Annotated in this window: 7 protein-coding genes; 3 read left to right on the forward strand and 4 right to left on the reverse strand. The window is 71.0% G+C overall.

Translation table 11 applies throughout. From position 1 onward, the window contains the following. Positions 1-9 precede the first annotated feature (9 nt). Positions 10-828: a DUF3097 domain-containing protein gene (locus tag OG782_RS11520; RefSeq protein WP_406449967.1), complete on the forward strand. Its 819-nt coding sequence runs from the start codon at positions 10-12 to the stop codon at positions 826-828. A gap of 116 nt (positions 829-944) precedes the next feature. After that, a complete protein-coding gene (locus OG782_RS11525) occupies positions 945-3,809 on the forward strand; it encodes an ABC transporter substrate-binding protein (protein WP_406449969.1) in 2,865 nt (954 codons plus the stop codon). A 99-nt stretch (positions 3,810-3,908) separates the two neighbouring features. Here OG782_RS11525 and hemW read toward each other — a convergent pair whose 3' ends face one another. From hemW to lepA, 4 genes are all read right to left on the reverse strand, one after another. Continuing rightward, positions 3,909-5,141 carry a radical SAM family heme chaperone HemW gene (hemW, locus tag OG782_RS11530; RefSeq protein ID WP_406449971.1) on the reverse strand — a complete coding sequence of 411 codons (1,233 nt, stop codon included), beginning with the start codon at positions 5,139-5,141 and terminating at the stop codon, positions 3,909-3,911. Between the two features lie 66 nt (positions 5,142-5,207). After that, positions 5,208-7,112 carry a SpoIIE family protein phosphatase gene (locus OG782_RS11535; RefSeq protein WP_406458994.1) on the reverse strand — a complete coding sequence of 635 codons (1,905 nt, stop codon included), beginning with the start codon at positions 7,110-7,112 and terminating at the stop codon, positions 5,208-5,210. Positions 7,113-7,349: 237 nt separating this feature from the next. Then, on the reverse strand, positions 7,350-9,239 hold the full coding sequence (locus tag OG782_RS11540) for an AMP-dependent synthetase/ligase (RefSeq protein ID WP_406449973.1): 1,890 nt from the start codon (positions 9,237-9,239) through the stop codon (positions 7,350-7,352). Between the two features lie 364 nt (positions 9,240-9,603). Further along, a complete protein-coding gene (lepA, locus tag OG782_RS11545; protein ID WP_406449975.1) occupies positions 9,604-11,478 on the reverse strand; it encodes a translation elongation factor 4 in 1,875 nt (624 codons plus the stop codon). Positions 11,479-11,694: 216 nt separating this feature from the next. Between lepA and rpsT the strand changes: the two genes are divergently transcribed. Further along, positions 11,695-11,961, forward strand: a complete 267-nt coding sequence (gene rpsT, locus OG782_RS11550) for a 30S ribosomal protein S20 (RefSeq protein WP_136325190.1) — start codon at positions 11,695-11,697, stop codon at positions 11,959-11,961. Positions 11,962-11,994 lie beyond the last annotated feature (33 nt).

Below are 11,994 nucleotides of genomic sequence, written 5' to 3' on the forward strand. Positions count from 1 at the left end.
CGTCGTCCGATGCGCAGCTACCAGCCGGACCTGACCCCGCCGTGGAAGAGGTCCGCCCCCGTTCCCGAGGTGCCCGCCGAGCCGGATCTGGTCGTGGAGGAGGCCGCCACCGGCTTCTGCGGTGCGGTGATCCGGTGCGAGAAGACGGCCGAGGGTCCGACGGTGACCCTGGAGGACCGCTTCGGCAAGCACCGGGTCTTCCCGATGACGCCGCGCGGCTTCCTCCTGGAGGGCCGGGTCGTGACGCTCGTGCGCCCGTCGGCGGGCGGCCCGGTGCGCCCCGCCCGTACGGCCTCCGGTTCGGTGGCGGTTCCCGGGGCGCGGGCGCGGGTGGCGCGGGCCGGGCGGATCTATGTGGAGGGCCGGCACGACGCGGAGCTGGTCGAGCGGGTCTGGGGCGACGACCTGCGGATCGAGGGCGTGGTCGTCGAGTACCTGGAGGGCATCGACGACCTCCCGGCGATCGTGCGCGAGTTCTCGCCGGGCCCGGACGCGCGGCTGGGGGTGCTCGTCGACCATCTGGTGCCGGGGTCCAAGGAGTCGCGTATCGCGGCGCAGATCTCGGACGGGAACGTCCTGGTGGTCGGCCACCCGTACATCGATGTCTGGGAGGCGGTGAAGCCGTCGTCGGTGGGGATCGCCGGGTGGCCGGTGGTGCCGCGCGGCCAGGACTGGAAGACCGGTGTGTGCCGTTCGCTGGGGTGGCCGGAGAACACCGGCGCGGCCTGGCAGCGGATTCTGTCCACGGTCCGCTCCTACCGGGACCTGGAGCCGGAACTGCTGGGCCGGGTAGAGGAATTGATCGATTTCGTCACTCTTCCCGCGTGATGTCCGGCGGGCCTTCCCGCCAATCCTGGACCGATCCCGACGAATGCCTGCGGCTCGCACACATCATCGGTTATTGAGTGGTGCCTGGCTCTTTTCGCTAGGGAAGGCACGGGGCGATGGCGCGCGAAGTGTGGCGGGACAGTGCGGAGAACGAGGCGGCCTCCGCCGTCTTCCATTTCGTGCAGCAGCTCATCGACCGGTACCGGGACAACCGGCCGGTGATGCCGCTGGTCGTCCTCCAGGCCGCCGAGGCCGATGTCCCGGCCGCCGTGGACGCCAGGGTCGGGCACATCGTGCGCCAGATCCACCGGGCCAACCAACTGCGCCGCGTCCCGCTGAAGCTGCTGGAAGGCCGTGGGCAGACCCCGTACGACGCGGCCCTCGACATGGTCCGCACGCTGACCGAGCGGCCCTGGGAGACCCGGGGCGGCTCTCAGTACAAGCCCTTCACCTTTCCCCGCTCCCGGCTGCTCGGCGCGATCGAGCAGGCCACCGCTGCCGTGCTCCGGGACCCGGGCCCCGGCGATTCCCGCGACAGCCGTGACGAGCGGATCCTGGAGGAGCTGGGCACGCTGCGCTGGCGGGCCAGCCGGCGGGGGCCGCGCAACTGGTGGAGTGCGTTCAGGGAGTCGGTGCGGCCCGAGACGTTCCTCGGCGCCGTCGTCATCGCGGTGCTCGGTGTGCTGCTCGGCGAGATCGGCTGGCTGCCGACCGCGCTGGTCGCCGTGGGGGCGATGGTCGGACTCGCCGTCGTCCGGCTGGTGACCACGTCGGCGCCGCCGCTGCTGTGGCTGCGCCGGGCCAGCCGGTGGTTCGCCACGACCTCGTCACTGGCCGCGGCCAGCACCGGCTACCCGTCCGACGGCTGGTCCCGGTTCTCGCCCAGCGGGTCCTGGCGCGTCATCCGGGCCCGGGCCGCGGTGGTGGCCGGGCGCGTGGCCGACGCGTCGGCGGGCGACGAGCAGTCCCGCCAGTTCCATCTGGAGCTGCGGGTCCAGGCGCTGCTGGAGGACCTGCGGAACAACTACCGCCCGCACGCGCTGGACTGGCGGCGCGGCAAGCGCACCGTTCCGCCGGTGGTCTTCCTGCCGACCGCCGTGCAGAGCAACGGCGGCATCCAGTTGATCAACGCCATCAACAACGTCCGCTCCCGGCGCAGCGAGGTCGATCCGCTGCTGCTCCTGGCCTCGCTGCCGGCGGCCGGGATACTGCGGCACACCCCGCCGCTGCCGGCCGCGCCGCTGCCCACGCACAGCGGTGCGGCGCGTGCCCGTTACGAGAACTGGGTCAGCCACCTCAGCGTCGGACAGTCCCCCTCGGCCGCCGCCGAGCTCGCCTGGGTGCTGCGGCTGCCGCTCTCGACGGAACAGCTGACCCATGAGCACGGGCACGCTCAGCTCGTCACGGAGCGGGTTCGCAGGACGTGGGTCTGGTGGGTGATGTCGCGCACGACCCTCGCGTGTCTGATGACCGGCGCCCTGCTGGGGACCCTGTTGCTGAGCAACCATCTGGAGAACCGGTACTGCCACGGCCCGCTCACGGACGTCAACACGGACTCGGTGGAACGTCCCGGACCGGGCAACGGGGCCAAGGAGTGCATAGGCGTGGCGACCACCACACAGGTGCGTTTCGCGGCGGGCAACGAGCTGGAGCTGGACGGCGTCGGCAAGGGCGTCACCTTCGACCGGATCGAGCGGGCGGTGGCGCAGGAGAACGCGGCCATCCAGCCCGGTGACAAGTACGTCACCATCATCTACGCGGGACCCTTCACCTCCACGTCGCCCGCCGGCACCCGCAAGGCCCTGGAGGAGCTGACGGGCGTCTACCTCTATCAGCACCACACCAACACGCTGGACTTCTCCGTCAAGCTCAGGGTGCTGACCGCCAACGGCGGGCAGGACATGCTCCAGCAGATCACGGCGGTGAAGAAGATCATCGAGGTGGCCGAAAGGGATCCCTCGGTCGTCGGTGTGGTCGGGCTCGGGCGCGACACGACCGACAGCCCGAAGGCCACCGGTCTGCTCCAGCAGGCCGGTCTCCCGGTGGTGGACACCACCAACTCCGGCGGCTATCTGGCGACGGACTACTCGAACTACTTCGGTATCGCGGCGACCGACCAGGAGCAGGCGGACGCTCTCGGCCTGGTGGCCGGACAGGTGGCGGGCAGGTCGAAGCATCCGCAGGCCCTCGTGCTGTCCCGCCGGCTCAACAACAACGACAAGGACCGCTACACGAAAGAGCAGCGCGCGGTGGGCAGCACGATGCTGGACGAGGCCGGGTTCACGCTCTCCCCGCTGGTGGAGTACGGCCTCGGCCGCCGCAGCAGCGCCGATCTGGACAAGCCGGTGCAGCGGATCTGCTCGGCGGACCCGGCGCCGGACGCCCTGTACTTCGCCGGCCGGGTCGAGGACGTCGCCAATCTGATGAGCCGGCTCGCGCACAACTGCTCCGGCAGGTCCATCACGGTCTTCACGGGCGACGACCTGACCAAGGCGCGGCTCGACGACTCCACGGACACCACGAAGAACGTCACGCTCTACCACACGGCGCTCGCCCCGATGAGCCGCGGCCGGGCCGACGGCTTCTACGAGGAGGCGCGCAGGACGCTGGAGAAGCTGCTGCCCGAGGGCCGCACGCTGGCGAAGCTGCCGGCCTCCAGGCCCTACGAGAACGCCCTGTTCGCCAGCGGGCAGTCGGTCATCTCCTACCAGGCGACCGCCGCCCTGTACGACGCCGCCAGCCACGGTGACGCGGTGAACAGCGCCGCCGAGACCTGGGCGAACCTGTACGCGGTGCGGTTGCAGACCATGCCCACCGGCACGATCACCTTCCGCGGCTTCATCCCGTACGAGTCGCAGGCGGGCCACGGTCTCGACGTCGTCCAGGTCACGTATCCGGACGGCCGCAGCCACACCAGGATCATCTGCGGCCGCGCGGCCGGCGCCCGGGCCATCACTCCGGCGGGCTGCCCGGTGGGGTGAGGGCCCGGCCCTGTTCGTGCGTGCCCGGGTGGGGTGAGGGCGCAGCCCCGTCCGTGCCCGGGTGGGGTGAGGGCGCAGCCCGGCCCTGTTCGTGCGTGCTCAGTCGACGAGGTCGCGTACCACCGCGTCGGCCAGCAGGCGCCCCCGCAGGGTCAGTACGGCCCGCCCGTCGCCGAACGGCCCCGGCTCCAGGAGGCCGTCGTCCACCGCCCGCCGGGCCGCCGCGAGCCCGGCCGGGGCGAGCAGTGTCAGCGGGCAGCCGTCGACGAGCCGCAGCTCCAGCAGGATGCGCTCGACCCGGCGGTCCTCCGCGGAGAGGATCTCGCGGCCCGCGCCGGGTGAGCGCCCCTCGGCCAGCGCCTGCGCGTACGCCCCGGGGTGCTTCACGTTCCACCAGCGCACGCCGCCGACGTGGCTGTGGGCGCCGGGTCCTGCGCCCCACCAGTCGGCCCCGCGCCAGTACAGCTCGTTGTGCAGGCAGCGGCCTTCGGGGGTGCGGGACCAGTTCGACACCTCGTACCAGGAGAAGCCCGCCGCGGCCATCGCCTCGTCCGCGATCAGATACCGGTCGGCGTGCGCGTCGTCGTCCGTCATGGGGATCTCGCCGCGCTTGATGCGGCGGGCCAGCTGGGTGCCCTCCTCGACGATCAGGGCGTACGCCGACACGTGGTCGGGCCCGGCGCCGATCGCCGCGTCCAGGGAGGCGCGCCAGTCGTCGTCGGACTCGCCGGGGGTGCCGTAGATCAGGTCGAGGTTGACGTGCTCGAAGCCGGCCGCCCTGGCCTCGGCGACGCACGCCTCGGGCCGGCCGGGGGTGTGGGTGCGGTCGAGGATCTTCAGTACGTGCTGCCGGGCGCTCTGCATCCCGAAGGAGATCCGGTTGAAGCCGCCTTCGCGCAGCTCGGCCAGGTAGGCGGGGCCGACGGACTCCGGGTTGGCCTCGGTGGTGATCTCGGCGTCGTCCGCGAGCCCGAACTCCTCCCGGATCGCGGCCAGCATCCGCACGAGGTCGGCGGCGGCCAGCAGCGTCGGCGTACCGCCGCCGACGAAGACCGTACGGACCTGGCGGGGGTCGTCGCCGAGGACCTTGCGGGCCTGGCGGACCTCGCCGGTGAGATGGGCGGCGTAGTTGTCTCGGGAGGCCAGCGCACCGCCGGAGCCGCGCAGCTCGGTCGCCGTGTAGGTGTTGAAGTCGCAGTAGCCGCAGCGGGTCGCGCAGTACGGCACGTGCAGATAGAAACCGAGCGGGCGGTCGGCGGCGCCTTCCAGGGCATGGCGGGGCAGCGCCCCGTCGTCGGGCACGGGCTCACCATCGGGCAGTACGGAAGGCATACCGTCCATTGTCGCGCGCCGTCCGGCAACCGGGCGCCACGCCCGCGCGGATCTGCGGGACAGCCCTTATTCGGCCTGGAGGACCAGCAGCGCCAGATCGTCGTCCGGCGGGCGCTCGGCGAAGGCGTGCACGGCGTGCTTGATGCGGTCCGCGATCCCTTCGGCGGTCAGCCCGGCGCAGCCGGAGAGCGCCTGCGCCAGCCCGTCGCCGTCGTCGAACATCAGGGGCCCCGAGCGCCGCTCCGTCACCCCGTCGGTGACGCAGAGCAGGCTGTCGCCTGGGGCCAGGTCGAAGCTCTGGGTCTCGTAGACGGCGTCGTCCATGACGCCGAGGAGCAGCTGGGGCTCGGCGGCCGGGCGCACGGTGCCGTCGGGGCGCAGCAGCAGCGGCAGCGGGTGGCCGGCGCTGACCAGGGTGCAGCGTGCGCCGCCGCCGGGCAGCGGCACGAGCTCCCCGTACAGCAGGGAGAGGAACCGGGACTGCCCGCTGTCCGCGGAGTGCTGGCCGCCGGCGGCGGCGACCATGAGGGCGGCCGCCTCCGCGGCCTCCATCGCGTCGTCGAGGAGCAGCCGGTTGAGCCGGACCAGGACCTCGCCGGCCTGGAAGCCCTCGCGGGCCAGCAGCCGCAGCCAGGGGCGGGCGAGTCCGGTGACGACGGCGGCCTCGGGCCCGCTGCCCTGGACGTCGCCGAGGACGAAGCACCAGCGGTCGCCGGGGCACGGGAAGATGTCGTAGAAATCACCTCCGACCACCCCGTCGTCGCTCGGCTCGTACACGAGTGAGCTGGCGACGCCCGGTATGTCGGCGACCTTGCTGGGCAGCAGTCCGCGTTGCAGGATGCGGCTGATGGTGGCCTGCCGGGTGTAGGCGCGGGCGGCGCCGACGGCGAGGCCGACCCTGCGCACGAAGTCCTCGATGAGCGCGGTGACCTCGTCGGGGACCCGGGCGATGCCCTCACGGCCCAGGAGTACGGCTCCGAGGGTGCGGCCGCCCGAGGTGATGCGGTAGGCCAGCGCGAGGCCCTCGGCGCCTTCCGGCTGTCCGCCGTCCTCCGCGCTGCCGGGCCACGGCATCGACACGGGGCCGGTCCCGACCCGCTCGGGGAGCCGGAGCGGGTCGCCCTCCAGCAGGGTGCGCAGCGGCTGGATGTGGGCCTCGTCGACGTGCCAGACCTTGGCGAGCCGCGGGACGGCCGCGCGGCCGGGGGTCTCGGGCTCCAGCCAGATCGCGCACCAGTCGGCGAGCCGGGGTACGAGTAACTGTCCGGCGAGCGCCGCCACGATGTCCTCGTCGAGCTGGCCGGCCAGCAGGTCGGAGGCCTCGGCCAGGAACGAGAGCGCGCCGCGTCCGGCCCAGTCCGCGCTGTCGCGCAGTGCGCGCCGGGCGGTGGGGGCGAGGAGCTCCGCGGCCCGCAGCCCACGCTGGAATCCGGGTTCCGTGGGGGCGTCGGGGAAGGGGTTCCAGTCGTCGACGGGGAGCCGGGCCCAGACGGTCTTGAGGCCGGTGCGGTAGGTGATGCCCCAGCGTTCGGCGAGGGTGGCGACGAGCTCCAGGCCGCGCCCGTACTCGGCGGGCTCCTCCGGGGCGGCGGCGCCCGCGGGGCCGTCCTCGGACCGGTCGCTGCGCACGGCGCGGGCGGGGTGGTGGTCGGAGACCTCCAGGACCAGTGCGGAGACCTCGTCCTCGGTGGCCTCCTCGAGCCGGAAGAGCAGTTCGACGTTGGTCCCCGCGTGCACGACGGCGTTGGTGACCAGCTCGCTGACGACGACCGCCGCGTCGTCGGACAGCCGCTCGCTGAACCCCACGGCCGCGGGCAGCCCGAGGCCGCTCCATTCGGCGAGCGCCGCCGCGACGAACCGCCGGGCCGCGGAGGGCGCGAGGAGGTTGCCGGGCAGGCTCGTCCGGGCGACCGGCTGTGTGCCCGTGGACGCGGCCGTGGTTCCGGGACGCTGCTCGATGTCCCGTTGCAAGGGAATGGACCCCACCGGGCGGCTCCTGACCTGTTCTCGCTCTGCCTGTTCTCCGCTGTGCGCCGCTGACGACACGGACAGAGTGACAGATCGGCCCCCGCCATACGCGTCGAGTTACCGAAGTGCCTGGAGAAGTGGGGTCCGGCCCCGGCATGCCGCGGCCCCCGTCGCGGGTGCGCGGGGGGCCGGGGCGGGGCCGTCACGGGGGCCTCTCGGCCCGGGTTCAGCGGGCGGTTGTCACGCCTCGCGGGAGCCCGCGTACATGTCGTCGATCAGGTCCTTGTAGGTGCGCTCGACGACCGGCCGCTTGAGCTTGAGGCTGGGCGTCACCTCGCCGTGCTCGATGTCGAGGTCGCGCGGCAGGAGCCGGAACTTCTTGATGGTCTGCCAGCGCTGCAGCCCCTCGTTGAGGCGCTTCACGTAGCCGTCGATGAGCTCGACGGTCCGCGGGGACGCCACGACGTCCGCGTACGACTTGCCCTCCATGCCGTTCTCGGCGGCCCAGCCGAGGATGGTCGGCTCGTCCAGGGCGATCAGCGCGGTACAGAAGTTACGGTCCGCGCCGTGCACCAGGATGTTGGAGACGAACGGGCAGACCGCCTTGAACTGGCCCTCGACCTCGGCCGGGGCGATGTACTTGCCGCCCGACGTCTTGATCAGGTCCTTCTTGCGGTCGGTGATCCGCAGATAGCCGTCCACGGACAGTTCACCGATGTCGCCGGTGTGGAACCAGCCGTCGGCCTCCAGCACCTCGGCGGTCTTCTCCGGCAGCCCCTGGTAGCCCTGCATCAGGCCGGGGCCGCGCAGCAGGATCTCGCCGTCGTCGGCGATCCGGACCTCGGTGCCGGGGAGCGGCTTGCCGACCGTGCCGGTGCGGTAGGCCTCGCCCGGGTTGACGAAGGAGGCGGCGCTGCTCTCGGTGAGGCCGTAGCCCTCCAGGATGTGGATCCCGGCGCCGGCGAAGAAGAAGCCGATGTCCGGGGCGAGCGCGGCGGAGCCGGAGACACAGGCGCGGAGCCGGCCGCCGAAGGCCTCACGGATCTTGGCGAAGACGAGGGCGTCGGCGACCTTGTGCTTGGCGCCGAGTGCGAAGGGTACGGAGGCGGTGCCGGTGCGCCGGAAGTTGTCCTGGGAGACCTTCGCGTACTCGCGGGCGACGCCGGCCGCCCACAGGAAGATCTTGTACTTGGCGCCGCCACCGGCGCGGGCCTTGGCCGCCACGCCGTTGTAGACCTTCTCGAAGATCCGGGGGACGGCGGCCATGTACGTCGGCTGGACGATGGGCAGATTCTCGATGATCTTGTCGATCCGGCCGTCGACGGCGGTGACGTGTCCGACCTCGATCTGTCCGGAGGTGAGGACCTTGCCGAAGACGTGCGCGAGCGGCAGCCAGAGGTACTGGACGTCGTCCTTGGTGATCAGACCGGTGGAGACGGTGGCCTTGGCCATGTACGACCAGTTGTCGTGCGGCAGCCGTACGCCCTTGGGGCGGCCGGTGGTGCCCGAGGTGTAGATGAGGGTCGCGAGCTGTTCGGGGGTGATCGCGTCGACGCGCTCACGGATCGCGTCCGGGTTCTTGGCCAGGTGCTCGGCGCCCAGGGCCTCCAGATCGGCCAGGGTGAGGACCCAGCCCTCCGGGTCGCCCTCGGCCGGTCCGGCGCCCTCGGCGTCGATGACGACGACATGGGTGAGGTCCGGCAGCTCGGCGCGGCGCTCGCGGGCCTTGGCCAGCTGCGTGGCGTCCTCGGCGATCAGGACCCGGCTCTCGGAGTCGGAGAGGATGAACGCCGACTCCTCGGTGTTGGTCGAGGGGTAGATCGTGGTGGTCGCGGCGCCCGCGCACATGACGCCGAGGTCGACGAGGATCCACTCGACCCGGGTGCTCGCGGCGAGCGCGACGCGCTCCTCCGGCCGCACGCCCAGAGCGATCAGCCCGGCTGCCACGGCGTAGACCCGCTCGGCGGCCTGCGCCCAGCTGAGCGACTTCCACTCATCGGGGCCCTGGCCGGCGGGCGCGGGCACGGGGTAGCGGTAGGCCTCCCCGTCAGGGGTGGCCGCCACCCGGTCGATGAAGAGGGTCGCCACGGAGGGCGGACGGTTCTCGATCATGGTCTGTGTGTCGCTCACGACATCCTCCGGGCCTGCGGCAGTGCTTCACGACCGGCTGCTGGTTGCGGCTTGCTCTCCGCTTGCGTCTACGTGCCTGATCCTGCTTGTTCTGCTGGTGATCCTGCGTGTTCAGCTCGCGATCCCGCTTGCTCGACCCGCGATCCCGCTTGTTCAGCTCCGAACCCGCTTGTCCAACCGGCGATCCCGCTTGTTTAACTCGCGAGTAACTACGGAGCCGTGATCAGAGTAAAGCGCCCGCGCGCCCGGCGTAAGAGGCAACGGGGCCCCGCTTCATAACGAACGGGCCCCCGCGGCGCAGCGTTCTGCGCTACGGGGACCCGTCGACCTACCGACCGGTAGGGGTGGAGAGGGAAGGGCCGGACTACTTCTTGGCCTTGCTCTCCCCGGCGGACTCGTCCGTCGACAGTACGGAGATGAACGCGTCCTGCGGCACCTCCACGTTGCCGACCATCTTCATCCGCTTCTTGCCTTCCTTCTGCTTCTCCAGCAGCTTCCGCTTACGGGAGATGTCACCGCCGTAGCACTTGGCGAGGACGTCCTTGCGGATGGCGCGGACGGTCTCGCGGGCGATGACGCGCGAACCGATGGCCGCCTGGATCGGCACCTCGAAGTTCTGCCGCGGGATGAGCTTCTGCAGCTTGGCGACGAGCCGGACGCCGTACGCGTACGCCTTGTCCTTGTGCGTGACCGCGGAGAACGCGTCGACCTTGTCGCCGTGCAGCAGGATGTCGACCTTGACGAGGTCGGCGGACTGCTCGCCGGTGGGCTCGTAGTCGAGCGAGGCGTAACCCCGGGTCTTGGACTTCAGCTGGTCGAAGAAGTCGAAGACGATCTCGGCGAGCGGCAGGGTGTACCGGATCTCGACCCGGTCCTCGGAGAGGTAGTCCATGCCGAGGAGGGTGCCGCGGCGCTGCTGGCAGAGCTCCATGATCGCGCCGATGAACTCGCTGGGCGCCAGGACCGTGGCCCGGACGACCGGCTCGTGCACCTTGTCGATCTTGCCCTCGGGGAATTCGCTCGGGTTGGTGACGATGTGCTCGGTGCCGTCCTCCATCTCGACGCGGTAGACCACGTTGGGCGCGGTCGCGATGAGGTCGAGGCCGAACTCGCGCTCCAGCCGCTCACGGACCACGTCGAGGTGGAGCAGACCGAGGAAACCGACGCGGAAACCGAAGCCGAGCGCGGCGGACGTCTCCGGCTCGTACACCAGGGCGGCGTCGTTGAGCTGGAGCTTGTCCAGGGCCTCGCGCAGGTCCGGGTAGTCCGATCCGTCCAGCGGGTACAGACCCGAGAACACCATCGGCTTGGGGTCCTTGTAGCCGCCCAGCGCCTCGGTCGCACCGTTGGCCAGGGAGGTGATCGTGTCACCGACCTTGGACTGCCGGACGTCCTTCACACCGGTGATGATGTAGCCGACCTCGCCGACGCCGATGCCGTCGGACGGGGTCATCTCCGGGGAGGAGACCCCGATCTCCAGCAGCTCGTGGGTGGCTCCGGTCGACATCATCCGGATGCGCTCGCGCTTGTTCAGCGAGCCGTCGACGACACGGACGTACGTCACGACGCCCCGGTAGGAGTCGTAGACCGAGTCGAAGATCATCGCGCGGGCCGGGGCGTCGGCCTTGCCGACGGGCGCCGGGACGTCCCTGACCACCCGGTTCAGCAGCGCGTCCACGCCGACACCGGTCTTCGCCGAGACCTTGAGGACGTCCTCGGGCTGGCAGCCGATGAGGTTGGCCAGCTCCTCGGAGAACTTCTCGGGCTGGGCGGCCGGCAGGTCGATCTTGTTGAGCACCGGGACGATGGTGAGGTCGTTCTCCATCGCCAGGTAGAGGTTGGCCAGCGTCTGGGCCTCGATGCCCTGCGCCGCGTCGACCAGCAGGACCGTGCCCTCGCAGGCGGCGAGCGAACGGGAGACCTCGTAGGTGAAGTCGACGTGTCCCGGGGTGTCGATCATGTTGAGGACGTGGGTGCTGCCCTGGCCCTCACCGGTGGTGGGCGCCCAGGGCAGCCGGACCGCCTGGGACTTGATGGTGATGCCACGCTCGCGCTCGATGTCCATCCGGTCGAGGTACTGAGCGCGCATCTGCCGCTGGTCGACCACACCGGTCAGCTGGAGCATCCGGTCGGCAAGGGTCGACTTGCCGTGGTCGATGTGCGCGATGATGCAGAAATTGCGGATCAGCGCCGGGTCGGTACGGCTCGGCTCGGGCACGTGGAGAGGAGTCGCGGGCACGCAGGGTCCTGATTCTTGAGACGCCGAACGCCGTGTCTCGGGTCGATGTCGGGTCGGTCGGATCTGTACGTAGCTTCCATCGTCCCACGCCTGCGGGGCAGCGACCGGTTTGGGCCGGTCCGAGCGCGGCTGGTACCGTGGACAGCTGTGCCTCGTGGCTCTCGGGCCGCGGGACACACACATCGGAGATCCAACGAACCTGAAAAGGCTCTTTTCGTGGCGAACATCAAGTCCCAGATCAAGCGCAACAAGACGAACGAGAAGGCGCGCCTGCGCAACAAGGCCGTCAAGTCCTCGCTCAAGACCTCGATCCGCAAGGCCCGCGAGGCCGTCGTGGCGGGCGACGTCGAGAAGGCCACCGTGGCCGTTCGCGACGCTTCGCGTGCCCTCGACAAGGCCGTCTCGAAGGGTGTCATCCACAAGAACGCCGCCGCCAACAAGAAGTCGGCGCTGGCCACCAAGGTTGCCACCCTCCAGGGCTGAGCATTCTGATGTGATCGCCGGAACGGATACAGC

Source organism: Streptomyces sp. NBC_00876, assembly GCF_045207435.1.
In the GTDB taxonomy this organism is placed as follows: domain Bacteria; phylum Actinomycetota; class Actinomycetes; order Streptomycetales; family Streptomycetaceae; genus Streptomyces.